This window comes from Jeotgalibaca sp. A127 (assembly GCF_052266745.1).
In the GTDB taxonomy this organism is placed as follows: Bacteria; Bacillota; Bacilli; order Lactobacillales; family Aerococcaceae; genus Jeotgalibaca.
In genome coordinates this window covers 62,589-88,930 of sequence record NZ_JBQPRC010000007.1, presented here as the reverse complement: position 1 = coordinate 88,930, position 26,342 = coordinate 62,589, and the positions used below count along the sequence as shown (strand labels likewise).

General features: G+C 40.6%; 25 protein-coding genes. 20 read left to right on the top strand and 5 right to left on the bottom strand.

Translation table 11 applies throughout. The features are described from left to right. Complete coding sequence (locus tag ACTVAI_RS08470; RefSeq protein WP_443486393.1) at positions 1-618, bottom strand: DUF975 family protein; 618 nt, start codon at positions 616-618, stop codon at positions 1-3. A 135-nt stretch (positions 619-753) separates the two neighbouring features. Between ACTVAI_RS08470 and cdaA the strand changes: the two genes are divergently transcribed. The 10 genes from cdaA (at position 754) to ACTVAI_RS08420 (ending at position 11,039) form a co-directional block, all read left to right on the top strand. Continuing rightward, complete coding sequence (cdaA, locus tag ACTVAI_RS08465; RefSeq protein WP_443473560.1) at positions 754-1,596, top strand: diadenylate cyclase CdaA; 843 nt, start codon at positions 754-756, stop codon at positions 1,594-1,596. Beyond that, entirely contained in the window at positions 1,593-2,624 is a 1,032-nt protein-coding gene (locus ACTVAI_RS08460) for a CdaR family protein (protein WP_443486392.1), read from the top strand. The genes cdaA and ACTVAI_RS08460 overlap by 4 nt, the downstream gene beginning before the upstream one ends. Before the next feature lie 32 nt (positions 2,625-2,656). After that, positions 2,657-4,009, top strand: coding sequence for a phosphoglucosamine mutase (gene glmM, locus ACTVAI_RS08455; protein WP_443473558.1), 1,353 nt, complete (start codon positions 2,657-2,659; stop codon positions 4,007-4,009). 470 nt (positions 4,010-4,479) lie between these two features. Then, positions 4,480-6,276 (top strand): glutamine--fructose-6-phosphate transaminase (isomerizing), encoded by a 1,797-nt coding sequence (gene glmS, locus ACTVAI_RS08450; protein ID WP_443486391.1) that lies wholly within the window; start codon positions 4,480-4,482, stop codon positions 6,274-6,276. Positions 6,277-6,367: 91 nt separating this feature from the next. Continuing rightward, positions 6,368-7,114 carry an alpha/beta fold hydrolase gene (locus ACTVAI_RS08445; protein WP_443486390.1) on the top strand — a complete coding sequence of 249 codons (747 nt, stop codon included), beginning with the start codon at positions 6,368-6,370 and terminating at the stop codon, positions 7,112-7,114. 30 nt (positions 7,115-7,144) lie between these two features. Beyond that, a complete protein-coding gene (gene rsgA, locus ACTVAI_RS08440) occupies positions 7,145-8,227 on the top strand; it encodes a ribosome small subunit-dependent GTPase A (RefSeq protein ID WP_443486389.1) in 1,083 nt (360 codons plus the stop codon). A gap of 72 nt (positions 8,228-8,299) precedes the next feature. Beyond that, complete coding sequence (locus tag ACTVAI_RS08435) at positions 8,300-8,650, top strand: DUF2200 domain-containing protein (RefSeq protein WP_443473554.1); 351 nt, start codon at positions 8,300-8,302, stop codon at positions 8,648-8,650. Positions 8,651-8,668: 18 nt separating this feature from the next. Next, positions 8,669-9,436 carry a tryptophan-rich sensory protein gene (locus ACTVAI_RS08430; RefSeq protein WP_443473553.1) on the top strand — a complete coding sequence of 256 codons (768 nt, stop codon included), beginning with the start codon at positions 8,669-8,671 and terminating at the stop codon, positions 9,434-9,436. Positions 9,437-9,519: 83 nt separating this feature from the next. Then, positions 9,520-10,062, top strand: coding sequence for a cysteine hydrolase family protein (locus ACTVAI_RS08425; protein WP_443473552.1), 543 nt, complete (start codon positions 9,520-9,522; stop codon positions 10,060-10,062). Positions 10,063-10,073: 11 nt separating this feature from the next. Beyond that, entirely contained in the window at positions 10,074-11,039 is a 966-nt protein-coding gene (locus ACTVAI_RS08420; RefSeq protein WP_443473551.1) for an alpha/beta hydrolase, read from the top strand. Here ACTVAI_RS08420 and ACTVAI_RS08415 read toward each other — a convergent pair. Both ACTVAI_RS08415 and ACTVAI_RS08410 read right to left on the bottom strand, forming a co-directional pair. Beyond that, complete coding sequence (locus ACTVAI_RS08415) at positions 11,022-11,612, bottom strand: trimeric intracellular cation channel family protein (RefSeq protein ID WP_443473550.1); 591 nt, start codon at positions 11,610-11,612, stop codon at positions 11,022-11,024. The genes ACTVAI_RS08420 and ACTVAI_RS08415 overlap by 18 nt on opposite strands. Before the next feature lie 72 nt (positions 11,613-11,684). After that, a complete protein-coding gene (locus ACTVAI_RS08410; RefSeq protein ID WP_443486388.1) occupies positions 11,685-12,155 on the bottom strand; it encodes a GNAT family N-acetyltransferase in 471 nt (156 codons plus the stop codon). A gap of 76 nt (positions 12,156-12,231) precedes the next feature. On the opposite strand from ACTVAI_RS08410, the gene ACTVAI_RS08405 reads away from it, so the two are divergent. Further along, on the top strand, positions 12,232-12,666 hold the full coding sequence (locus tag ACTVAI_RS08405) for a VOC family protein (protein WP_443473548.1): 435 nt from the start codon (positions 12,232-12,234) through the stop codon (positions 12,664-12,666). 96 nt (positions 12,667-12,762) lie between these two features. On the opposite strand, the gene ACTVAI_RS08400 is transcribed toward ACTVAI_RS08405, so the two are convergent. Next, positions 12,763-13,347, bottom strand: a complete 585-nt coding sequence (locus ACTVAI_RS08400) for a sugar O-acetyltransferase (protein ID WP_443486387.1) — start codon at positions 13,345-13,347, stop codon at positions 12,763-12,765. A gap of 127 nt (positions 13,348-13,474) precedes the next feature. On the opposite strand from ACTVAI_RS08400, the gene ACTVAI_RS08395 reads away from it, so the two are divergent. The 8 genes from ACTVAI_RS08395 to ACTVAI_RS08360 all read left to right on the top strand — a co-directional run bounded on the left by ACTVAI_RS08395 (position 13,475) and on the right by ACTVAI_RS08360 (position 23,098). Further along, entirely contained in the window at positions 13,475-14,455 is a 981-nt protein-coding gene (locus ACTVAI_RS08395) for a diaminopimelate dehydrogenase (protein WP_443473546.1), read from the top strand. 74 nt (positions 14,456-14,529) lie between these two features. Beyond that, positions 14,530-14,727, top strand: a complete 198-nt coding sequence (locus ACTVAI_RS08390; protein WP_443473545.1) for a DUF1697 domain-containing protein — start codon at positions 14,530-14,532, stop codon at positions 14,725-14,727. Positions 14,728-14,843: 116 nt separating this feature from the next. After that, positions 14,844-15,044, top strand: coding sequence for a hypothetical protein (locus ACTVAI_RS08385; protein ID WP_443473544.1), 201 nt, complete (start codon positions 14,844-14,846; stop codon positions 15,042-15,044). A 77-nt stretch (positions 15,045-15,121) separates the two neighbouring features. Next, complete coding sequence (locus ACTVAI_RS08380; protein WP_443473543.1) at positions 15,122-16,027, top strand: hypothetical protein; 906 nt, start codon at positions 15,122-15,124, stop codon at positions 16,025-16,027. 556 nt (positions 16,028-16,583) lie between these two features. Then, complete coding sequence (locus ACTVAI_RS08375) at positions 16,584-19,742, top strand: glycosyltransferase (protein WP_443486386.1); 3,159 nt, start codon at positions 16,584-16,586, stop codon at positions 19,740-19,742. Between the two features lie 73 nt (positions 19,743-19,815). Continuing rightward, complete coding sequence (locus ACTVAI_RS08370) at positions 19,816-21,039, top strand: glycosyl hydrolase family 8 (protein WP_443486385.1); 1,224 nt, start codon at positions 19,816-19,818, stop codon at positions 21,037-21,039. A gap of 128 nt (positions 21,040-21,167) precedes the next feature. Then, positions 21,168-21,590, top strand: coding sequence for a GNAT family N-acetyltransferase (locus ACTVAI_RS08365; protein WP_443486384.1), 423 nt, complete (start codon positions 21,168-21,170; stop codon positions 21,588-21,590). Between the two features lie 77 nt (positions 21,591-21,667). Further along, complete coding sequence (locus tag ACTVAI_RS08360) at positions 21,668-23,098, top strand: FAD/NAD(P)-binding protein (protein ID WP_443486383.1); 1,431 nt, start codon at positions 21,668-21,670, stop codon at positions 23,096-23,098. Positions 23,099-23,130: 32 nt separating this feature from the next. Here the strand turns inward: ACTVAI_RS08360 and ACTVAI_RS08355 are convergent, their stop codons facing one another. Continuing rightward, entirely contained in the window at positions 23,131-23,958 is an 828-nt protein-coding gene (locus ACTVAI_RS08355; RefSeq protein WP_443486382.1) for an AraC family transcriptional regulator, read from the bottom strand. A gap of 503 nt (positions 23,959-24,461) precedes the next feature. Between ACTVAI_RS08355 and ACTVAI_RS08350 the strand changes: the two genes are divergently transcribed. Further along, complete coding sequence (locus tag ACTVAI_RS08350) at positions 24,462-26,210, top strand: DUF4153 domain-containing protein (RefSeq protein ID WP_443486381.1); 1,749 nt, start codon at positions 24,462-24,464, stop codon at positions 26,208-26,210. The last annotated feature ends 132 nt before the right edge of the window (positions 26,211-26,342 follow it).

The following is a 26,342-nucleotide window of genomic DNA, read 5'->3' as shown; positions in this document are numbered from 1 at the left end:
TTATCTAGAAAGTGCTAAGTAATAGCGTGTCCAGGTTGCTTTTTGATAAGGGACCGAGTAAAAGGCGACCAGGCCAAATGTGAGAGAAGCCGCCAGGTCCCACAATATAAAAGACCAATCCATCACGAACAAGTCCCATTTATAGCCATCCGTCAGACGTTGGGACAAGTCAATCGCTTGGGTGATGGTGATGGAATCATCTTCGGCTAGAATATACGGAACCAGAGAATAGGAATAGGCCTTGACGATGCCCGGAATAACCAACAATAATGTCCAGAGAAAGGTGTAGAGTCCCACCAAAAGCATGGCACCTATGTCGCGCAACCAGCGTTCGTTCTTAAACATACTTTCTTTCACATTATTAAATGAACCGATGCTCAAGTGAATGGCCAAACGACTAAGGGGAACTAAAAAAATAAGCTCAAAAATATTTAACCACTGAATCCGAATCTGAATCTGCGTATTTTTACCGATCAGTGAGGATGAATCATAGTTATCAAACTGCGAATAGCTCTGGAAAAAAATAATAAAAATAGAAATAAGAGCAATCAAAAGCCAGGGTAAATAATTGTTACGTACATCATGTTTAGCTTGCTTTTTTAATGTTTTCCGATTCAAGTAACCACTCCTTTTTATATAACAATATTGTATAGGAAACTCCTGAATTTGTAAAAGTTTGTTGATGATGGGTTATTCTAATAAACTGTTATGATATAATTAAGCAGATCTTACTAGTAGGGGGTGGTCTTGTATATGAACTTTGACTTTGACAATATACTAAGCTGGCAAAACCTCACGAATGTCATTGATATCATGCTTGTATGGTACTTGATTAACAAATTAATCACCATACTTAAGGGAACCCGGGCAATTCAACTTTTAAAGGGCGTTCTGGTCATTGTCCTTATTAAGATGGGGGCTGTTCTCTTGAATCTGAGCACGATTGATTGGATTATTAATCAAATCATTCGTTGGGGCGTAGTTGCGGTTATCATCGTTTTCCAACCTGAAATTCGACGCGGCTTGGAACATCTTGGTAAAACGGGTTTTCGGAATCGAGCAAATCGACGGGTTCGAACTTCCGAATATTTTATCCAGGAAATCGACAAAGCGGTCCAATACATGGCAAGGCGTAAAATCGGGGCTTTAATTTCAATTGAACTGAATGATCTTTTGGATGAATATGCACACACGGGTATACAAATAGGTGGAGATGTTTCTAATCAGTTATTGATAAACATCTTTATACCCAATACGCCCTTGCATGACGGTGCAGTCATCATTCAAGATTTTAAAATCACTTCCGCTGCCGGTTATTTGCCTCTGTCGGAGAATCCCTTGATATCCAAAGAATTAGGGACACGACATCGGGCAGCAATCGGGTTAAGTGAAATTTCAGATGCATTGACCATTATCGTTTCCGAAGAGACTGGTGGCATCAGTATTGCACACCAGAATCGTTTGTACCGGGATATGACGCGAGAGGATTTTGTTGCTTATTTAACTGATCAGCTTGTTATGGACGAAGATGAAGAAGAGAAACCGAATTTGGTACAAGAATTCCTGGATAATTTGAAATGGGGGAATCCCAAATGAGTAAAAAAAACAAGGATTTATTTGAGAATGTCTGGATAGTTCGATTGACTTCTTTACTCGTTTCCATTCTCCTGTTTAGTTATGTTTATTCAGAAAACTATGGGTTGAGTACAACAAACCGAAATGATGCAATCAGCACGTTGCGAAGTGAAACAATTTCTAATTTACCAATCCAGATAAATATGGACACAGATCGTTACTTTATTTCCGGTCTACCGGAAACGGTGATGCTTAACGTCTCGGGTCCAGAAAGTGTCATTGTTCAAACTTTATCCGCCAGCGATTTTAATATCGTTACGGAAGATTTGGATTTACTTGGTCCGGGAAGGCATACTGTTCAATTACGGGTAGAAAACTTATCGGAAGAATTGACCTATCAAATTGTACCATCGCGTATTAATGTTCAAATTGAAGAGAAAGTAACAATTGAGAGTCCGATAGAGGTTGTGTTCGATACTAATTCGGTAGACGATTCTTATGTTGCAAAAGATCCGATTTTAAGCCGAGAGTCGGTAATTATAACAGGACCAACATCTACGATTGACCGAATCGATCGTATTTATGTGCGTGTCCCTTCTGAAAACGAACTGACAAGTTCAATTAATGCGACGCTTGTCGTTCAAGTAGAAGATGAAGCCCGCAATAAATTAAATGTTGTTGTGGAACCACAAGAAATAGACGTGGAAATTCCAATTGAACCATATGAAAAAACAGTCCCTATTCGTTTAGTCCAAAAAGGGACACCGGTTTCTGGTCGTACGTATGAGTTAAGCCTGGCAGGTACGGAGAATGTAACGTTGACTGGGAATCAAAAGCTATTGGCTGATGTGAATGAAGTGGTTGCCGAGGTTGATATCAGTAATATTCGTACGACTTCAGTTGTGACAGCAAATGTGGTACCATTAGATATTATGGGCACAGAAGTAACTCCAAACCAAGTTGAAGTGAATGTCACTGTTAAGACCACGGAGACAGAAGCAACTTCGGACCGTACAAACCAGACTACAAATACTACAAATAATAGATAAAAATTTCGAGGATACATAAAGGAGATTGAAGAATGGGTAAGTATTTTGGAACAGATGGCGTGAGAGGCCTTGCAAATAGTGAACTAACACCGGAATTAGCATTTAAATTAGGGCGTTATGGTGGACATGTTTTGAAGGAGCACGCTCCAGATGTAAACAAACCTCTTGTTTTGGTTGCACGTGATACAAGGATTTCTGGTCAATTACTTGAACATGCTCTTATAGCAGGTTTGTTGTCAGTCGGCATTGAAGTATTGCAATTAGGCGTTATTACTACCCCTGGCGTGGCGTATTTGACACGCGTTCAAGGTGCAGTAGCAGGCGTTATGATTTCAGCTTCACATAATCCAGCTGAAGATAATGGCATTAAGTTTTTCGGCGCAGATGGATTCAAACTTTCTGATGACCAAGAATTGGAAATTGAAGCATACTTGGACCAAGAAGAAGATACTTTACCACGTCCAGCAGCTGACGGTTTGGGAACAGTTGACGAGTATAATGAAGGTGTATTGAAATACATTTCATACTTGCAAACAACAATCCCCTCTGATTTATCAGGTTTAACAGTTTGTGTGGATGGTGCGAATGGCGCAGCTACGCCACTTGTAAACCGTTTGTTCGCTGATTTAGAAACAGATTTCTTCACGATGGGTGTTAAACCGAATGGTACTAATATCAATGCTGGTGTTGGTTCTACTCATCCTGAACAATTGCAAGAATTTGTACGCGAAAAAGGTGCTGATATTGGTGTTGCCTTCGACGGTGATGGGGACCGCTTGATTGCAGTGGATGAGAATGGTGAAATCGTTGATGGCGATAAAATCATGTTCATCTGTGGCAAATTCTTGAAATCAAGAAATGAATTAAAACATAATACAATCGTATCTACTGTTATGAGTAATCTTGGTTTCCATAAAGCAATTGAAAAAGAAGAAATGATTGCATTGAAGACCCAAGTTGGTGACCGTTACGTTGTTGAAGAAATGCGTAAAAATGGCTACAACTTAGGTGGAGAGCAGTCAGGTCACATCGTATTCCTTGATTTGAATACAACGGGTGATGGTATTTTGTCCGCTATTCAATTAATGTATGTCATGAAAGCAACAGGCAAAAAACTTTCCGAGTTGGCTGCTGAAGTAACAACTTACCCACAAGAACTTGTTAACATTCGGGTTAAAAATAAAAACGGTGTTATGGAAATTCCAGCTGTGAAGGCTGTCATCGATCAAGTTGAAGCGGAAATGGCTGGAAATGGTCGTATCCTGGTTCGTCCTTCCGGTACAGAGCCATTATTGCGTATCATGGCTGAAGCTGAAACAGATGAAAAAACACATGAATACGTAACACGTATTGCCGATATTGTCCGTCAAGAAATCGGTGAATAGAATATTATGAGAAGCAGTCAGGTTTTCCTGGCTGCTTCTTTTTTACAGCTTTATTTGATGGAATTAAACCATTTTGGACGAAGGTTAAGGTTGAAATGGTTTAATCCTGAATAATTAAACCATTTGAAGTAAAAACTTATGTCAAAATGGTTTAATTATTAAAATGGAAGGAATTAATGAAGCATTTGAAGGGATTGTTGACTAATTGCTGTCATTTAGTATATACTTTCCTTGCTTCTGGAAAATTTGAGAATAAGGAGGATAGGTGAGGTTAGAACGGATAGCGCCAGGCCTAACCAAGCTGACATGCTTGTGTAAGGTGACGAGGATTGAGTTTATCGAAAGATTCGGCGGATGACTCAAGGTAAGTGTAATCTACAGAGTGGATAAAAAATAAACTGCAAAGTTTAAACAGAGGTCCATTCCCACACCCAGAAGCAAATTTAATAGAAAAATGAGGTTTATTTGCTATGTGTGGAATTGTAGGATATATCGGTCAAGATGCTGTACAGGAAATTTTATTATCAGGTTTAGAGAAATTGGAATATCGGGGTTACGATTCAGCAGGGATTTTTGTGGTCGATGAAGAAGGGAAAAGTCATCTGTTCAAGGAAAAAGGTCGTATTGCGGAATTACGTGAGGTTGTTGATTTTACGGTTCCCGCACATATGGGGATTGGGCATACACGTTGGGCGACACATGGCGTACCAAGTATCGTGAATGCTCATCCACATCAATCAGTGGATGGTCGTTTTACGCTTGTCCATAACGGTGTCATTGAGAATTTTCAGGAACTGAAAGAAACTTATTTACAAAATATTTCACTTTATGGAAATACAGACACAGAAATCGTTGTGAATGTCATTGCCCATCTGGCACAAAAAGAAAAATTATCCACCAAAGAAATATTGCGGAATACGTTAAAATTAGTCAAAGGTTCGTATGCCTTTGCTTTAATCGATTCCGAAGCACCAGCAACGCTTTTTGCCGCTAAGAATAAAAGTCCATTACTGATCGGTGTTGGAGATGGCTTCAATGTCGTCGCAAGCGACGCGATGGCAACGATCCAGCTAACAAATGAATATGTAGAAATTCACGACGGCGAAATGGTTACTTTGACAAAAGACCATGTTGAGATTGAAACGCTGGAAGGTGAGGTAATTTTGCGCGATTCCTATCAAGCAACTGTGGACGCAGCGGATTTGGAAAAGGGCATGTATCCTTACTACATGTTGAAAGAAATTGATGAACAACCTGCGGTATTGCGGAAAATCATCCAACAGTACCAAAACGACAGGGGTGAATTGGCAATTTCCGCTGATTTAAAACAAGCTATTCAAGAGGCAGACCGCATCCATATTGTAGCTTGTGGCACGAGCTACCATGCTGGCTGGTTAGGTAAACACTACTTGGAGAAGATAGCGAACATCCCAACTGAAGTGCATGTGGCAAGTGAGTTCTCTTACAACCCGCCATTGGTTGTTGGAAAACCATTGTTTATCTTCATTTCCCAATCAGGCGAAACAGCGGATAGCCGTCAAGTTTTGGTAAAAGTGAAGGAGTGGGGTTATCCAACTCTGACAATCACCAACGTGCAAGGTTCGACGTTATCGCGCGAGGCTGATTACACGCTGTTACTGCATGCTGGTCCGGAGATAGCGGTAGCCTCAACCAAAGCCTACACAGCCCAAATTTCTGTTTTGGCGGTGCTTGCGGCAACACTCAGTGATTCAGCGGATATTGACATGATTCACGAGCTGGGTCTGGTTGCGAACGCTATGGATACCGTCATTACTGAAAAAGAACAAATTGCTGATTTAGCGCAAAGTTACCTCGCTGAGCAGCGCAGTGCTTTCTATATTGGTCGGGGACTGGATTACTACGTCTCGATGGAAGCAGCCTTAAAATTAAAAGAAATTTCTTATATCCAAACAGAAGGATTTGCGGCTGGAGAATTGAAACATGGGACCATTGCCTTGATTGAAGAAGGTACCCCTGTGATGGCAATTATCACCCAAAAAAATAATGCTAGCCACACCCGCGGAAATATTGAAGAAGTGCGTTCTCGTGGCGCACATACGTGTATCTTTGCGATGGAAGGATTGGAGCAAAGGGATGATCAAATGGTATTGCCAGCTGTTCATCCGTTGTTGGCGCCGCTATTGGCAGTCGTACCAACCCAGTTATTTGCTTATTATGCCACTTTGCAACGTGGTTATGACGTGGATAAACCTCGTAATTTAGCGAAATCTGTTACAGTAGAATAGACATTGCGGAGCAGGAGAAAGTTATTTCTTCTGCTCTTTTTGAATTTAGACTTATAATAAGAGTAACGAAGGGATGAAAGTGGGAGAGGACATGAAGAAGGTAAAAAAAGTGTTGGGTAGCATATTCATTTTCCTGCTCATTATGGTGGGTATATTTCTAATCTATGTGAATGATGATTCAAATGCGGAAGATGTAGCACTTACAGCCCTGGAATCTGACGACCTCATTCAAGTGGTGGGGGAAGATCCGCTGTACTTTTCTCCAAAAAACAAAGCATCAAAAGAAGTAGGGATTATTTTTTATCCAGGGGGCAAAGTGGAATATGAGAGTTATGCACCGTTGATGCGTCAATTGGCTGAAAATGGTTATTCGGTATTTTTGGTAGAGATGCCATTTGGATTGGCGGTGTTTGATATTGATGCGGCTGGAGATGTAATGATGGAACATCCAGAAGTTACGGAGTGGTATTTGGCGGGGCACTCACTGGGTGGGTCGATGGCTGCAATTTTTGCGGGGAATGATCCAAACCATGTAGATGGATTGATATTGTTGGCTGCCTATTCCACTGCAGATTTGGCCGAAACGGGTCTTCCGGTCTTGAGTATTTATGGTAGCGAAGATACAGTTTTGAGTAAGGAAAGCGTAGAGGAATACCGTTCGATGTTACCCGTTAACTATGTAGAATTCATAATTGAAGGTGGAAATCATGCGCAATTTGGTAATTATGGTGAGCAAGATGGCGATGGCGAGGCTTTGATTTCGCCTTTGGAGCAACAACAAGTCACGGTTGAAGAAGTGACGCGTTTTATAGAACAGGCCGAACTTTCACCACGTTAAGATGGTAACAAGCTAGGAGGAAATAAAAAAATGACGAACCTAGAAATGGACAAAATTGGCCTCACGGAATCATTTGTCAACGAAGCCCAAAAATATCCCGATTTATTTGTCGGTCGGGTTTCATCGCAATCGAAAAATTTATATAAGGTATTGACGGAAAAAGGTGAAGTCACAGCTGAAATTTCTGGTAAATTTCATTATCAAACAGAGGAACTGTCACAGTTTCCTGCGGTGGGAGATTTTGTGATGGTTGACCGGGTGAATGATGCATCTGGCCATGCCATTATTCATCACGTTTTGGCACGAAAAAGTGTCTTTGTACGAAAAGTAGCGGGCACACGCGAAGATAGTCAAGTGGTAGCAGCCAATATCGATACCGTCTTCATTTGTATGGCGCTAAATAATGATTTTAATTTAAGAAGGTTGGAACGCTACCTGGCCGTGGCTTGGGATAGTGGAGCGATGCCGGTTGTTGTACTGACGAAGTCGGACTTAAGTGCCGATGTTGAAGCGCAGCTGAATGATATTCATGCGGTGGCGGTCGGGGTGGATGTATGCATAACTTCGAGCGCACGAGAAGAGGGTTTTGACGCGCTACTAAAATATGTGGCACCTGGGAAGACGGTTGCATTTATCGGTTCTTCCGGTGTGGGCAAATCGACCCTCATCAATCACCTGGTCGGCAAGGAAATAATGATGACCCGAGGCCTCCGCAATGATGACAAAGGAAGACATGCCACGACTAGCCGTGAGTTACTTCTTGTTCCGGGTGCCGGTGTAGTCATTGATACACCAGGGATGCGGGAACTTGGCCTCATTCAAACGGACTTAGCCAAATCGTTTAGTGACATTGAAGAACTAGCCACCCACTGCAAATTCAATGATTGTACCCATACGACTGAACCGGGCTGCGCCGTTCAGCAAGCCATCCAGGAGGGCACCTTGCCAGTAGAGAGATTGGAGAGTTACCGTAAACTTGCCAAAGAAACGAAATATGATGGCTTAAATTCCAAAATGATTGAACGTGAAAAAATGAATGAGATGTTCAGCGAAATGGGTGGCATAAAAAATGTAAAAAAATACCTCAAGGAAATAAAGCGAAGAAAGCAGTGATAGCATTGCTTGGAGAATCGTAACTGTTCTGGCTATAATGGTAATAGCATAAGAGGTTGGAGGCGAAGTTAGATGAGTAGACATAAAATATATGATATGACCATGGCAAGAATCTATCCATTATACATTAACAAAGCAGAAAGAAAGGGGCGCTCGAAAGCAGAAGTTGATGAAATTATTTGGTGGTTAACCGGTTACGACCAAGAAAGTTTCGAGAATCAGTTGACTAAAGAAACGAACATGGAAGATTTTTTTGCGGAGGCTCCACAACTGAATCCATCCCGTTCATTAATAAAGGGAGTCGTTTGTGGGGTCCGCGTTGAAGAAATCGAAGAGCCATTGATGCAGGAAATTCGGTATATGGATAAGTTGATCGATGAGTTGGCAAAAGGTAAAAAAATGGAAAAGATACTAAGGACTTAATAGAATGGAGTGATTGAAATGCAGACAAAAACGAAAGCATGGCTTAACCTGATAATCCTTTTAGCAACGTTGGGAATCAATTTCCTCGGTGGCACGGGTATGATAAATAATGCTTCCCAAGGAGAGGTTTCCGCTGAATTTCAGACACTGATAACACCGGCGGGATTTGCATTCAGTATTTGGAGCGTCATTTATGGTCTTTTGGTTGCAAGTATGATTGTGATGATTGTAAAAAGTGATGAGCCGTATTATCAAAAAGCAATCAATGGCATTTCACCATTCTTTTGGCTGAGCTCAGCGTTTAATATGATATGGATTGTCGCCTTTTCCTACTATCAAATCGGGATTTCGACATTGTTCATAGTAGGGTACCTCTTGAGCTTAACGCGAATTATTCAAATTCTTTTGAAAATCCAGGAAGGTAAACGGTGGTTATTACCACTGACTTTTGGCCTTAACGCGGGTTGGTTGTTTATTGCAACGGTTGTTAATATTTCAGCCTTTTTAGTTCAAATCGAGTGGAATGGATTCGGTTATGCTGATGAAGTTTGGGCTACCCTCATCTTGGCAATTTCCGTTGTACTTTGTTTGGCCGTTTTATTACGCTTGAAGAATGCAGCTTTTCCACTTCCGATTGCGTGGGCCTATTGGGGTATTTATCAAGAGTTATCCGGTGCGAGTGATGTTGGACTGGTCAGGATTGTCGCGTTGGGTGGAATGGTTATCCTGGTTTTACTGGCAGGTTTCGTATTCTACCGAAATCGGCTTACCATTTTACCGGAATAGATTTTATCGAACCATAGCATCCTGCTGCGGTTCTTTTTTGTATTGGGTTATAATAAGGAAAAACGCGATAGGGGTCGATAAAAATGACAAAAGAAGCTTTGTTGATTGTGGACATGAGTAATGATTTTGTAGCGGATGATGGAACGTTGACAGTAGGAAAACCAGCTCAGGCAATTGTTCCTTATATTGTTGATTTGGCAAATCAATTTCTTGCTGAGAGAAAACCGGTTGTGATTGGCATGGATGCTCATCAAGTGAATGATTCACACTTTGAATTATGGCCAGCCCATAATGTTGTAGGCACCGAGGGACAAAAACTCTACGGAGCACTCAATGATTGGTACGATGAAAATCAAACAAACGACCTCGTTCATTATGTTCCTAAAACCAATTACAATGCTTTTTTCAAAACACCTTTAGCGGATACATTGCGGGAAAAAGGTGTGGAAAAAGTCCACGTTGTGGGGGTTACAACCGATATTTGTGATTTTATGACGGTTGCAGGTGCAGATTCAGAAGGTTTCCGGACCGCTATCCACAAACGGGGCGTGGCAACTTTTACCGAGTTGGGTGAAACGATGTTGAATCACATGGTACGGTGTTTCCACACGGAAATCATCGATTAAAGGAGTACGCGATGAAAAAGAGAATCCTCATTACCGCAGCGGTGTCAAGTTTCGTTGCTGCTTCGTACCTCGCTGTTGGAAATTTTTTCTATGAATACGCATTGAAAACGAAAAAGAAACAACTCGTTGAAGAGAATGACCCCGTTGAAAAAGATGTTTTAACAGAAACGGATTTAGCGAATGTTGCTTTTCTGGAAAAACATCCACCGCTTGAGAAATATCTTGTTTCAAAGGATAAAAGGGCGCTTAGATTGCATGCTTCGTTTTATCCGCAAGCCACAACTACACACCAATGGGTCATCGTGGTTCATGGCTATACGAGTCATAATCGGGAAATGACGCAATGGACGCGTGGTTTTTACGAAAAAGGTCTAAATGTCTTAACCCCTGATTTAAGGGGACATGGTATGAGCGATGGCGATTACATCGGTATGGGTTGGCACGACCGGATGGATATTTTAAATTGGGTGGATGCAATCATGGCGGAGGATCCCATCGCTGAAATCATTTTATTTGGTGTGTCAATGGGGGGCGCTACCGTCATGATGGTGGCAGGAGAGCGTTTACCTGAAAATGTGAAGGTGATTGTGGAGGATTGTGGCTATACAAGTGCGCGCTCCGTTCTTTCTTATCAATTGAAGGAACGGTTTAATCTACCGGAGTTTCCAGCAATACAAGCGGCTAATACGGTCGCTCAAATTCGAGCAGGCTACAATTTGTTTGAAGCTTCAGCGGTGAAGCAACTTTCCAAAGCGAAGGTTCCGATTTTATTTATTCATGGGGAAGAAGATACCTTTGTACCTTACCAGATGATGGAAGACTTATATGTAGCTACCCAAAGCGAAAAAGAAAAATTAACAATTCCCGGAGCGGGGCATGCTGAAGCAGTGAATGTTGCTCCGGAATTGTATTGGCATACGATATGGAAATTTGCTGGACGATTCATGAATTTAAGTGAACTAGACTCGGCGCGGTAAACGCCAATCATAATGCGCTGAAATGAGACGGAAGCAGACGATGGCCCCAAAAAGAAAACCAGCTTCCCATAGGTTATCAATCAGATCCAAACCAATAATGAGGCCGCCCATAGCGGCCCATAATGCGTAAATATCGGTATGCAGAATCATGGGTTCCTTGTGAGCGAGTATATCACGCACTACTCCGCCACCTGAACCAGTTAGGGTGGCGGCTACGATGATACCACTCAAGGGCATTCCTGCGTTTAAGGCTGCAAAAGCACCTTGAATCGAAAAAACGGCTAATCCGATAGCATCGAAAAGTACCGCCCATCTATCCCAACGGTCAATCCAGCGTTGGGGAACAAAAAAGACAACAGTGATGGTCACGAAAGCAGCAATGAAGTGTGCGTTTTGCGACCATATCAACTCAATGGGCGATCCGATCAGTAAGTTTCGGATAGCCCCACCACCAAATGATGTAATGAAGCCAAGGACATAAAATCCCAGAATGTCATATTTTTCTTCCAGGGCGGTAATCGCCCCACTGGCTGCAAAAGCAATGATTCCCATAAAGTTAAATAGTTCTATCATTCTGTTAAACCCTCCTGATAAACAAAATCTTCTTATACCTTATCATAGCTATTGGGAGGTTCGGAAATAGGATCACTTGAAGGTCAGCAAGTACCAAGCATCCATCGCGGTATGCTCTGAACCGGGTAAAGGTTGATCTAACAAAGTAAAACCAAATTTTTCATAGAGACGACAAGCCACATCAAGTTCCTTGAGCGTCTCCAGATAACAAGCTTCATAATGTGTGGCCGCATAAGCGAGAGCTGTTTTCATGAGAAGGTTTGAATAACCGTGTCCCTGAGCGCTGTCTTTCAGATAGAGTTTTTGTAGCTCACAAATTCCATCCTGCCATGGCGCGATTCCAACGCCACCAATGACTTCACCGTCCAACTCCAATACCCAGTATGCAGCATTTGGGGTGGCGGCATAATAAGAGGTTAAGTCCGCCAGCTGTGGATCAAAATAGGCAGTTCCGGGTAAATTAAAGCCACGGGATTTTAAAGCATCCTGGATAATTGTTTTGATGGCAAGGTTATCGGAATGGGTGATATTTCTAATAATCATGGCACACTTCCTTTTTTCAACAGTCTATCGAAACCATCTGAACGGGTCAAATTTATTTTTCAAAGGGGGAATTTATATGAACCGAATTAATTTAATCGCCTTAGGTGTCCGGGACATGGAAAAATCATTGGCGTTTTTCCGCGAAATCGGATTTCAAACGCGCACAGACGAAAAAAATCCGCCGATTGTTTTTTTCAATAACGAAGGATCCAAGCTGGAGCTATTTCCGTTGGAGGAACTGGCTCGGGATATTAATGCGATGGATCCTCCAGCATTATCCCAGGGAGGTTTCCCGGGATTGACACTTGCCTGCAATATGAAGTCCCAGGAAGAAGTGGACGCGGCTATGAAGAGAGCGGCGGAAGCGGGAGCAACAATTGCCAAAAAGCCCCAACAATTATCTTGGGGCGGTTATGGTGGGTATTTTATGGACCTGGATGGTTATTATTGGGAAGTCGCCTACGGACCAGACTGGGAATTTGATGAACAAAACATGCTGGTTATTGAATAATGACGTTTAAAATGACTTACTGGTATTTTCTGCCGAGCAAGTCATTTTGTTTTATTTTAAAGTGACTTGCGAATCAAAAAAACTGACTAAGTCACTTTAAAGGTCCTGTTTAACGATTTTATCCGCTTCCGTTATATCACGCAGAACGCGGCAAGGGGAACCGACGGCAACAACATTTGCAGGAATATCGCGTGTTACTACTGAACCGGCACCAATTACGGAATTTTCACCGATTGTTACACCGGGCATCACGACAACATTAGCGCCGATCCAGACATTGTCAGCGATAGTAATGGATTGATTATATTGCAGATGCTTTTTGCGTGCTTCAGGGTCAATGGGATGCGTACCCGCTGACAAAGTGACGTTTGGACCGAACATAACATCATCCCCGATATAGATGGGTGCGTCATCGACAAGGGTCAGATTAAAGTTAGCGTAACAATTTTTCCCGAAATGAGTATGACAGCCCCAATTAGCATAGAGTGGGAGTTGGATATAACTGCCTTTTCCGTAATGGCCCAATAATTGTTTGAGCTTCTCTTCTTGTTGTTTTATTTGAGTAGGACGCAGTTGATTCAAATCGAATAATAATTCATTGTAAGCGCGTTGTTCTTCCAAAATGTCTCCATTATCCGGGTTATATATTTCCCCGCTAAACATAACTTTTTTGAAATCCATTATTTACCTCCCGTAAATTAAATGAGTTATTACCATCTTACACTTAAACCTTCGCAACATCACGGAAATACATCCGAGCATGGTTCATGTATAATAAACTTAATTATAAAATGAAAAGAGGGGTTTTATGGTAAATAAGAAGACAAGGATCGGAATTGTAGGTTATGGAAATCTTGGAAAAGGTGTGGAAGAACAAATTCAATTCAATGAAGATTTAGAATTAGTCGGTATTTTTTCCCGCCGCAAGCCCGAGTCGGTAGAAAGTGAGAATCCCGTTTTTCATATGGATGATTTAGTGTCGATGAAAGACGCTATCGATGTTCTTCTTTTATGCGGAGGCTCAGCGACGGATATCCCAGAACAAGCACCGGTTTTACAAGAATCATTTAATACCGTCAATGCGTATGATAACCATGCGGAAATACCTGCTCATTTTGAAATTTTGGATGAGATTGCACTTCGTCAAGGTAATGTTGCCATTGTCGCAACAGGTTGGGATCCGGGCCTCTTTTCATTGAACCGTTTAATTTCCGAAGCGATTTTGCCAAAAGGTGAAACCTATACGTTTTGGGGAAAAGGAGTAAGCCAAGGCCATAGCGATGCAATCCGTCGTGTGGAGGGGGTTAAACGTGGCGTTCAATATACTATTCCCAATGAAAGTTTGATTAAACAAATCAAAGATGGCGAACAGGTTGTTTATACCAAGACTTCTTCACATAAACGCGTGTGCTATGTTGTAGCCGAAGTCGGAGCGGATGAACCGACGATCGCTGAAACGATTTCCACAATGAAAGATTATTTTGCCGATTATGAAACGGAAGTCCATTTCATTGATGAAGAAACTTTTGAACGTGACCACGGCGGTATTCCTCACGGTGGACACGTCATTCGTCGCGGTTACACGGCTGAAGATACAATGGCGGTTTATGAATTGAATCTGGATTTGGGAAGCAATCCAGGCTTTACGGCAGCAGTGATGGTCGCGTATGCGCGCGCTGCTCATCGTTTGGCAAGTGAGGGAATTTATGGGGCAAAATCTGTATTTGATGTGGCACCGTCCTATTTATCACCAAAGACATCGTCACAACTAAGAAAAGAACTCCTATAATAGATGCGCCGAGATGAAACTTAAACCTTTTATCTCGGTTTTTTTGATGAATATGAGTCAGGAGGAGGATAGGAATGCTATATCTCGGTTTATTGCGTGGCATAAACGTTGGTGGCAAGCATCGCGTTCCAATGGAAGATCTAAAAAAGTTATTTTATCGATTGGGATGCACGAGCGTGGAGACACTACTAAACAGTGGCAATATTCTCTATGAATGGGAAAACTCGTTAGCAGACAATGAAGTTGCTGAAGAATTAGCTGAACATTTATGAAAGCGTTTTTGTGTTATAATGGAGGCGACGTAAGCAATCACCCTCGCAAACACAAACCCCTAAATCATCTTTTATACTGCTTGAAGGTTTTTCTTTTCAAGAAATGAGGAAAAATTATGAATAAGACGACGAAGGGAAACGTTAACAGCGTCTCTCTCTTCAAGAAAATCGGTATGATTGTCTTGTTTCTCGCTACGTTTCTATTTTCCGCTAAGGCGTTTGCTTCTTCCTGGGACATGATGCCTGAAATCGATACTTTGGCACAGGAAGAAACCGTTGAAGGACCTGGTTTTTTTCTGGTACTTTGGTACGCGTAGATGGGACTGTCAATGGGACGGCTTTTGTCACCGGTGAAAATGTCCAGATTAATGGTACTATTAATGGTGATCTGTTTGTGGCGGCACAGAACGCAACCATAACCGGGGAAATAACTGGAAATGTTTATTTTGCTGGGATGACTATTATCATGGAAGGTGAAGTTGCACAGGATACTTTCATGGCCGGCCAAACTCTGACCATTGGAGAAGATGCATCTTTAGGTAGGGATTTATTTACAGCAGGGAGTACGATCATTCAAGCGGGAGCTGTTGAACGGCACATGTTTGGCGCAGGCGATAGCATTGTATTGAATGGCTCCATCGGAGGAGACGTCAATCTTGATTTAAATCGATTATCCCTGGGAAACGCGGCGGTAATCAATGGCGACCTTACTTACACGAGCGATAAAGAAGCCAACATGGAATCAGGAGCCCAAGTGCAGGGCGAGACCGATTTCCGCCAGGTTGAGAGAAACAGACAGGATATGTATAACAGGCAGATGCGTCGAGGCTTTGGTTCCCAAATCTGGTTCGCGGTTTTAAGTGTACTTAGTGCTGCCTTAATCTGGTTAGTAATTAAATTATGGCGCCCAACTTGGTGGGAAAGAACAGCACAACCTCTGTTGGAAAGACCACTAGCCACTATGGGAATTGGCCTATTGGCATTGTTGGTGACACCACTACTTGGTATCTTGCTGATGATAACCATTATCGGAATCCCGTTGGCATTTATTTTGTTGACAGGGTATGGCATCATGCTCTACCTAGCTAAAATATTTGTTTCTGTTGCGGCTGCTCTTGCACTTACTAGAAGAATCCATGGTACTAAGCGGATTAAGGAAAGCTGGCTGGTTGTTTTGAGTCTACTTATTCTAGGACTGATTGGGATGATACCGATTCTCAATTTCTTCTTATGGGTTCTGATGGCTATCGCGGGTCTAGGGACATTTGCCCTATCCCACTATAAAAAAGCTTCAGCATAGTAAATGTAACGGAAAAAGTAACTGCCAAAACTTAGTTGGCAGTTACTTTTTCTCGCGTTTCGTCATTTTTAGATTAAAAAATTAATTGATGTTCGGTTTCCACAAGGTTTAAATTAAAATAAAGTGAGAAAACCAGTGACAAACAATAGGAAGCGTGCTAAAGTAACCATAGAATAATCCACTCTCCACCTTTCAATACGCATCAAATCACTTCTGGAAAAACACTCTTCTTTTCTGACTCTCCAAATTTTATCCCTCTTACAACTTTTTTATCCACGATACAAGTAGCTTTATTTGTTATACCCTTTTTTCACCAACTGGGTCCCCCAAAATAATCTTCGATTACCAGTCCTTGCGTCACCACCACATTTTAACACCTGCCACCAAACGACCAACAACCTTATCTTTTCGTTGCCTCACAGGTCACCGGTGACGCTTATGAACAATTTTGAAAAGTGAGTTGTTTTAAATGAAAATACATCTTACCGAAACTAAAAAATTCATATTTCTTGAAAGTTCAGGGAAGAGGTGGAAATACTCCAAAAGAATTTTTTACTTGCTTTTCCTGATTACGATCGTTTTCCTGGCTCTGATTATAAGAGGTCTACTTGCTCAACCGATCCTGACCAACTTGGAGATGGGATTTGGAAACTTTGAACCCATTAATAATCCGGTGCTCCTGCAAGAAGATTTCGCAACACTGGATTCAATCAATGTGACGGGAGAAGAAACAAAACCGAAAGTATTTGCCTTTTACCAACTGGACGGATTTCCCAACAAGGAGAACAACGATTCCCTCCTGGGAAATATTGATAGCATTGACATTTTAGTTCCAGATTGGTTTTTGTTTGACAAAGAAGGTTCAATTATAGAAAAATCGGATCTAGAGATTGATTTATTGGCAACTGAGAACAACGTACAAATTGTCCCATCTATTTCCTTAAGTGAAAGCACCACAGCCGATGATCTTCATGATTGGCTTTCAAACCCAGCAATCAAGGATAAAATAATCAAGAATCTGCTAAATAAGATTAAAACCAAAGGCTACAAGGGTCTGCATTTAAATCTTTCGGCAGTCCATTGGGATGATAGAGAGCTATATAATGAGTTTGTTACTGATTTATATAACACTTTCCATCAATCTAATTTGCTCCTTACGGTTTTTGTTCGGTTAGGCGATGAAACCTATGACACCAAGTTTCTTACCCAAGTCTCGGATCATATTATGGCTAATGTATTTGACCAACATATTGAAAAAGATGAACCGGGTCCTTTGGCATCTTTTCAGTGGACACAAGAGACACTGGATCAATATCAGGGGGAAACAGAAAAACTGGTTCCTTTATTGGCCAACTATGGATATGCCTGGAACTTGACAACTAATGAGCCCGCCATCCCATATGATTTCACCAGTTTAATGGAAATGGTCAATAGGCAAAAATTCGAAATACAGTGGGAAGATCATTTATTAAATCCCTATATTCGCTATAAAAAAGATAAAGAAGAACATGTCATCTGGCTTTTGGATGGGACGACTTTTTATAATCAAATGAAACTGGCCCAAAGCAAGGAAATTCCATCCATAGGTGTTTGGAATCTGGGTTCGGAAGATCCGTCCATCTGGAAATTGTTGGTAAATGATAAGGTTGATGCCCTGGATTTGGAAACAATACCAAATCGCGTATCTACAGCAGTATCCGGGGATGGAGACTTTCTAAAAGTGACGATGGTAGAGGCGGAAGGGAAAAGGAACCTCGAAATAGACCATCATTTTATAACCAAGGCGACTTATGAAAAATACCCAACGCCCTATCTTCTGGAAAAATATGGAATGAATGAGAAAAAGGTAGCCATATCTTTTGATGACGGACCTAATCCAAAATATACTGGAAGAGTTTTAGAAATTTTAGACCAATACAATGTGAAAGCAGCCTTTTTCCTGATTGGCCAAAACGCCTCGATGTACCCCGAACTTACGAAAAAAATCTATGATGAAGGGCACGAAATTGGCAGCCACACTTATACGCATAAAGACATAATATCAGTTTCCGATCAGCAGTTGGAGTTTGAGTTAAATTCCACTCAACGTGTCATTCAAGGAATTACGGGGCACTCAGTAATCATGTTCCGCCCCCCTTATCTTTTGTTGAACGACGAACCTAATGAATTGCCGTCCAAAAAAGTACTGGATCGCTTTTTGACCATTCAAGAGATGGGATATACTGTTGTTAGTTCGACAATAGATCCCAGAGATTGGAACGGAGGAACAGCAGAACAAATATTTAATGACACCATCAAACGAATTCAAAATGGGCGTACGATTCTTTTCCACGATTCCGGTGGTGATCGAAACCCGACGATTGAGGCCCTACCAAGGGTTATCGAATGGCTGAAAGAGAATGACTATTCAATTGTTCCGGTGAGTGAATTAGTGGGATTGGAACGAAAACTTGTGATGCCGGATGTTCAAGAGGCTGAAAAGACAATGGTCCCGCTGTTTCAATTTGGTTCTTCCTTTAATGCGATGTTCATCACATTCGCAAGAAATCTCTTATCTGTATTGATTGGTATAGGCTTGGTACGTCTCGTCATTTTGGTTATTTTCAGTTACAAACAAAAAAGAAAAAGTGAAAAGCTTGTGTTCGACGAAGACAAACGTCCGTTTGTTACGGTTCTGATTGCTGCTTACAATGAGGAAACAGTAATCGGAAATACCATCCAGTCCATTTTGGCGAGTAGCTATCCCCATTTTGAAATCCTGATTGTAGATGATGGTTCAAAAGACAAAACAGCAAGCATCGTGGAAGCAGCAAGCAAAAAGTATCCTAACATTCGCTTGCTGAGAAAAGAAAATGGCGGAAAAGCCTCTGCTTTGAACCTGGGTATTCAAAAAAATTCATCAGAAATTATTGTTACCCTGGATGCCGATACGCTCATCGCGGAAGACACGATTGCTCTGATTATCAGACATTTAGAAAATCCTGAAGTTGGTGCTGTTTCGGGAAATGTGAAAATCGGGAACAGGAAAAACCTTCTTACTTGGTGGCAACATATCGAGTATGTGACTGGATTCAACTTGGAAAAACGTGCGTTTGATGAATTGGATAGTATTACTGTTGTTCCAGGAGCCATCGGAGCTTGGAGAAAGAGTGCCTTGCTGGAAGTTGGTTTATTCGAAGAAGATACACTGGCGGAAGATACTGATGTCACGATGAAGCTGTTGCGCAAGGGTTATAAAATAAGAAGTGAAGTTGCAGCGATTGCTTATACGGAAGCACCCGAAGATTTAAAAAGTTTTACTAAGCAGCGCTACCGTTGGACCTTTGGTATTCTACAGTGCATTTGGAAGCACCGAACAGCTTTATTCAATATGAAAAATAAAAAACTCGGATTCCTGGCCATGCCGAATATGATTTTCCAATATGTCTTGTTGGCAACTGCGCCACTTGTAGACTACATTTTGATTCTGGCGCTTATCTCTGGTAATATGTCTGTAATCTATTTCTATTTAGCGTTTTTATTGGCGGACAGCTCAGTTTCTATCTATGCTTTCAATTTGGAAAAAGAAAAGAAAAAACCATTACTGACACTGTTCATTCAACGGATAGTATACCGCCAATTTTTTACCATTGTTGTATGGAGAAGTTTTGTCAATGCTATCAAAGGACAGTTGCAGGGCTGGAATAAATTACAACGAACCGGTCATGTGACATGAGTAATGTGTGAAGCTCTCGTTTCACGATAGGCCGGAAACAGGAATTGAGGTGATAAACCAGAGGATGAAAAAAATGTTGAAGAACTTGGTTTTGTTGGCGCTTGCATTCGTTATCGGAGGGTGTAATTCAAGGGAGCAGGAAAAGGTCATGTATCCAGATAATGTCTCAGAGGAGCAGAGAGAAAAAGATATCCAGTATGCTTTCGAGGTATGGAACGAACGGTATTTGAAGCAAATTGATGAAGATCAATATTATGTGGCGTATGATGACAATGATAGTACCGTTTCGGAAGCGCATGGTTATGGGATGTTAATCTTGGTAATGACGGAAGGGCAGTATGGCATCGAAACAAAAAAACATTTTGATGGTATGTATCACTATGCCAAGTCTCATCCCTCGGACCGAAATCGTTCCTTTATGGCCTGGAAACAAACGCGTCAATCAGATGGAACGATGATGGATGACAAAAATGGGAGCCATACTGGTTCTGCCACAGACGGTGATATGGATATCGCTTTTTCCTTATTACTTGCCGACCAGCTGTGGGGGAGCGATGGCGATATCGACTACAAGCAGGAAGCAAACACAATAATTTATGCTTTGATGGAAACAGTTGTTAACCATGATGAGTGGACTTTGAAGCTTGGTGATTGGGTCAGGGATGAAGACCCCAAATATGGGAAAGCCACAAGGACCTCGGATTGGATGATTGGTCATATGGCTACCTTTTACGAAGTGACAGGTGATGAGCGCTGGCTACAAGTATTGGATAAGACCATCGAACTGACCGCAAGCATCCAAAATAAATTCAGCCCCGAAACAGGGCTCCTTCCTGATTTTGTTCGGAAACAGGAAGATGAATGGATTCCTGTGGAACAAAATTTTCTGGAAAGAGAAAATGATGCCTATTATGCCTACAATGCATGCCGCGTCCCTTGGCGGTTAGCCTCTGGTTATTACGTCACAAATAACATAGAAGTGAAGCAGCAGATAGAAAAAATCAACGCTTGGGTCATCGAAATGACGAACGGTGATCCTTCCATGATTAAGTCTGGTTACGATTTGGCTGGAAATGCGCTTGTCAGCTATACCGACATGGCTTTTGTCGCTCCGTTTATCATGAGTGGTTCCATAAATGCTGATAACCAGGAGTGGGTCAATCTTTTATGGGAAAAAATGACAAAACAACTGGGACCGGATGAAGCCAGTAATTATTACAGTGACACAATCCGCTTACTTGTCATGCTATTCATGGGGGAAGCGGAAAACCCATCCATTAACGTGACAAATATATAAATAAAATTATGGATATAAAAATACCGGACTACTATTTTAAAGTAGCTCGGTATTTTTGTATCTATTGGGGTTGATAATATGTGGTGGTCTGTGGAGGTGGTATAATTTACTTAGAAAGAAGGTAAAAAATGATTATAAGAGAAGCAGAAGAACAAGATTTAGATAAATTGATAGAGCTTTGGTATGAAGCGTCCCTCAAGGCCCATGATTTCATTGACCCGAAATATTGGGAAGCAAATAAAACAACGATGCGTGAGCTATATTTGCCTTTGTCTCAAAACTGGGTAGTAGGTGATTGCGATGGATTTGTATCCATGATGGGAAGTGAAGTCAATGCGTTATTTGTTTCCCCTGGCCAACAACACAAAGGTTTAGGCACTGCATTAGTAAATTGGGCAAAGAGAGAGGAAGGCACCTTGACTTTAAATGTTTATGCTCGCAATGAAAAAGCAATTCAGTTCTATGAAAAAATGGGCTTCGCTAATATAGAAACAAGTATGGATGAAGTGCTCAATGAAAAACAATTTCGGATGCAGTGGGTAAAAGGGTAAAATTTTAACAACAGTTGTTATCATACATATTATAAAGATATGTGTAGTAAAATAGAGTTAAGAAAAGAGGAATACGTGTGACAAAAATAGCAATCGTGGGAATGGGCGCCGCCGGGGTGAGTGTACTCCATGCCATGACGAAGTTCCCTGAGTATGCTGATGCTGAAATCATTATTTATACAGATCCAGATACTTTTGGAACCGGACTCCCTTATCAGCCGGACACAAGTATCCTTTTATTGAATCAAAGGGCAGAAACAATGAGTATTAAAGTAGAAGACCCGCTCGATTTTGTAAAATGGGCAGCAGTAAATAAAGGTTTCAATGACGGGGAGAAAGCACATTTACCCAGAACTTGGTATGGTGAGTACTTACAAGAGACCATGAACAAAGCGATTGAAATACTCAAGCCCACCATTATTAAGGAAGAAGTGCAAGATCTTTCTATTAAAATAGATGGAGCAATAATATTGAAAACGTTAAACAGCGAAAAACAAGTCAATATGGTTCATTTATGCATCGGCCACCTGCCCTATCAGGATCCTTACCACTTAAAAGGACATCCTAGCTTTATCTATAATCCCTATCCAACTTATGAAAAACTGGAAGCCATACCTAATGGTTCGCGTGTCGGTATTGTTGGAACCGGCTTGACCGGTATTGATATGATGCGCTATTTGTTAAGGAAGCGTGAAGGAATAAAAATATATTTCTTTTCTGACACGGGGACTTTTTCGTCAGTAAGAGGGGAGGAACCGGATGATGCGTTAAATTACCTCACGCTTGAACAGCTCGAAAGAGAGAAGAAGCATAACAACGGGTTTGTTTATCTTTCAAAAATGATTGAATGGTTCAAGTTGGAATGTGAGGATAAAGAAATCAATGTGGGAGCGCTTTTGAATCGTTATTCAAAAGGGGATATCGATGACTTAAAAGCGCAGCTAACGGATGAAGGTCAGTTGGGAATGCTTCAGATGATTATTCATGCCATGGACCCCTATTTAGCAGATTATTGGCTAGCGTTAAACGAAACGGATAAAAAACAATATTTTCATGATTATCGTGCTGACTTCGAACGCTTTCGGAGTCCAATTCCAAGCGAGTCAATTTCAGAATTGCTTGAAGGGTGTGAATCGGGGAAAATTTCTATCCACAAGGAATTGAAAGCGATTGCTGATGTGCAGGGAGCTTTTGATGTTTCTTTCGAAAACGGAAAAAATATTCAAGTTGATTATCTCATTAATGCAACAGGCCAGGATAAAAATATTGAGAAATCCTACAACAATAGCAAGCTATTAAATAATTTGTTGAATAAACGTATTGTGCAACCGGAAGTTTTTGGGGGTATTCAGGTTATTTGGCCAACTTCTCAGGCAGTTAGTCAACGCTACGGTATTATTTCTAATTTGGTGATCCATGGACAACTCATCAGTGGGTTGCAATATGGAAATAACACGGTAGGGATGATTCGTGATCATGCTTATCGAGTCGTAAAAATAAATAAATAAAAAGAGCTTCCAGATGGACGCTCTTCTCAAGGTTAGAAATTTTGTGGTGGTGTCGGTGGCATATTGCCTTGACGACGGTATTGTGAAGGCGTCATGTTAGACAACTCACGGAATGTTTTAGAGAAATGGGATGGCGATTGGAAGCCAACCAAATGGGCAATGTCGGCAATTGCAATATTGGTATTACGCAACATCTTTTGTGCCTCATCAATTCGAACGTGAATCAAATAGTCGATTGGTGACATACCAACTTCTTGTTTGAAAATACGGATTAAATAGAATTTATTAATGTGGATCAGTTCAACCAAGTCATCCAAAGTGATGTTTTTGTGGTAGTTCACTTTCATAAAGTTCTTAACTGTCTGGATTTCTTTATGATTTTTCTTGTTTAGTGAATTACGGATAGAGAACTCTTCGTCACGCAATAGATGGATTAAAATAACTTCAATATAACGTTTTGCGACTTCCTCATAACCAGATTTCTTAGCAGTCATTTCTTTAGTAAGGAATGTGATGAATTGACTTGTATCCGCTTCTTTTTCGTCATGAACGTAATAGGTAAATTCGCCATCAGCTTCACTTACGGAAGAAAATTCTAAGCCATGGATTCCGACTTCTGTAATATCTATGCTTGTATTATTTTCTAAATCCCAATAATGATCGATATTAGGATTAATCAAAATAATTTGATTTTTTCCAACTGTACGTGAAGAATCTTTAAAAGTTAACGTTGCTTCACCGTTATGAATGTAAATCATCTTAACGTGTGGTTGTTTTTGGAAAGTGGTGGTAAGTTCGGGCGTAACAGTCATTCTTGTGGCAGAAACAATTTTGAGAGACAAGTTTTTGAAATTCGACATGGTGTACATGGTTACCCTCCTCTTAAGGTTAATTGTATATGATAGATATATTTTTTATAATAATTTTATTGATTACTATTAATATAATAAAGCATTTTTTGGGAATGTCTAGTAATTTACCTTGAAAAACCAAAAAAATAATAGTGAAATTGATGAAATAATAATAAAGTAATTTTTTTAGTATCAACTTGTCTAGCGAAGAATCATTATTTTACGTTACTAAAATAAAAAAAGCTAGAGCGAACATTTTTGTTCCGAAAAAATAAACTTTTGATTATTTTCGAAAATCAAGTATAACATTATGCTAAAAAGTTGTCACTAAAATTTTTTATAATTTAGATAAAATTAAGTATTTTATGCGGTATAAATAAGGCTCCATAGGCTTGGGTATTTTCGAAAATAAAACAAACAAATGTTTTCATGTTGTTGGTTTGGTATGATAAGTAAAGATGTTGATATATTAGGCTTATTTATTAAAAGTAAGGTTTGAGGAGGTAAGGGAAATGAATATTCTAAACAGTTTTAAGAAGGGTGTTACCGGTATCGTGCAATCTTTAAGCAGATATCCCGTCACGATTCTTTGGCTTCTAGTAGTGGCAACGCTAAATGCCATGCAAATCCAAAATGACTTCGACTTGTATAGTCGTTGGTTATATACGGCATTAACGGGGGTTATGCTGGCAGCAGTAGCACAACATCTTTATGAACATTTCTTTGTTAAAGAAAATAATCGATGGTTATTGGCTTTTTTGGCGGTGGTGTTGGCAATTTTGTATTACTTCAGTTTGCCGAGTAATAATCAATACGACTTAATTTATCCTATTCGGACGATTGTTTTATTATTCGCTCTGTTCATTGCTTTTATTTGGATTCCAACCATAAAATCTGACCGTTTATATTTTCACTCAAATTTCCTGATTATTTTTGAGTCTGTGATGATGACCTTTTTGATGGCGGTTGTTTTGTCAATAGGCGTCTCGGCGATTCTGGGAAGTGTTGATTTTCTTTTGTTCAATTTTGACTCACGTGTTTACGGGCATGCATTCAATATAATCGGAACGCTATTCGCCCCCATCTATTTTTTGAGTCTTATCCCAAATTATAAGAAAACCAATCCAACAGATGCGGACCACGCAACAAAAGTACCACGTTTTCTTGAGATTTTACTTGTGTATATCGTGATTCCTTTGGTTGCCATTTACACATTGGTCTTGACGGCATATGTCGTCTTGAATATAGGTGGGGAATTCTGGACCAACAACTTACTTGAACCCTTGTTGGTATCCTATGCGATCATTGTTATCGTTGTTTATCTTTTGGTCTGCAACATCGACCATAAATATAGTCGCCTCTTCCGAAGAATATTCCCCAAAATTATGTTGGTGGTTGTCCTCTTCCAGACTGCAGCGAGCATTTTGCGTATTCAAAATCTTGGTATTACGCATGGGCGTTACTATGTCATTCTGTTTGGGATTTTTGCGACCGTTGCGGCCATCATATTTAGCTTTTTTCCAAAAGAAAGAAGTGGTTGGATTGCGCCCGTCTTGATTGCCCTTTCGCTTATTTCGGTTGCGCCCGTCATTGATGCTTTCTCAGTTGGTCGAGGCAGTCAACAGAATTTGTTGGAAAGGAAATTACAAGAAAATGACATGTTGGTTGCTGACGAAATTGTACCCAATTCCCAAATACCTTTAGAAGATAAGGTTGCGATCACAAAAAGTGTAGATTATTTAACAGTTTGGGGAGATGTGGACCAAGTTTCTTTCTTGCCAGATAATTTTGACATTTACTCCGACTTTAACGAAGTATTTGGCTTCAATATGATTTATTCTGTATTGCCAGACGAGGGGCCATTTGCTCCGGAGGGGAGATTTGTTTACCTTGATTGGGAAGGAGCGGGTTCGGTTTCATTGGAAGGAGCAGATTATTTACTCAAGGTAAGTCTCTACAACAATGAGGAAAATCGTAGTCAAAAAGTTAGTGAAGACCTAAACCTGATAATCGAAGATGCTGATTCCTTGATTCTGGAAAATAATTCGGGAACGCAAATATTGCGTTTTGAGATGCAACAATTATTTGAGAAGGCCTTCTCGGAAGCAGATGAAACGCAAAAAGGTGGAAATGTGACGCTTGAATCCATGATGGAGACACAGGAAAATGAACAAGCAAAAATGACTGTCATCATCACACAACTGGAAGAATATAATGATGTCACAAATGGTGAACTTTTCGTTATCATCACCATTAAATGATAGAAGATGCAGCAACGACTCGTAATTTCGTTGCTGCATTTTTCTGATTTAAAGGTTATTATCGAACATTTAAGAAATTCCTTGTTCATAATTTGACGTTGTTTTAGTAGAATGAAGGTATTGTTATAAAGG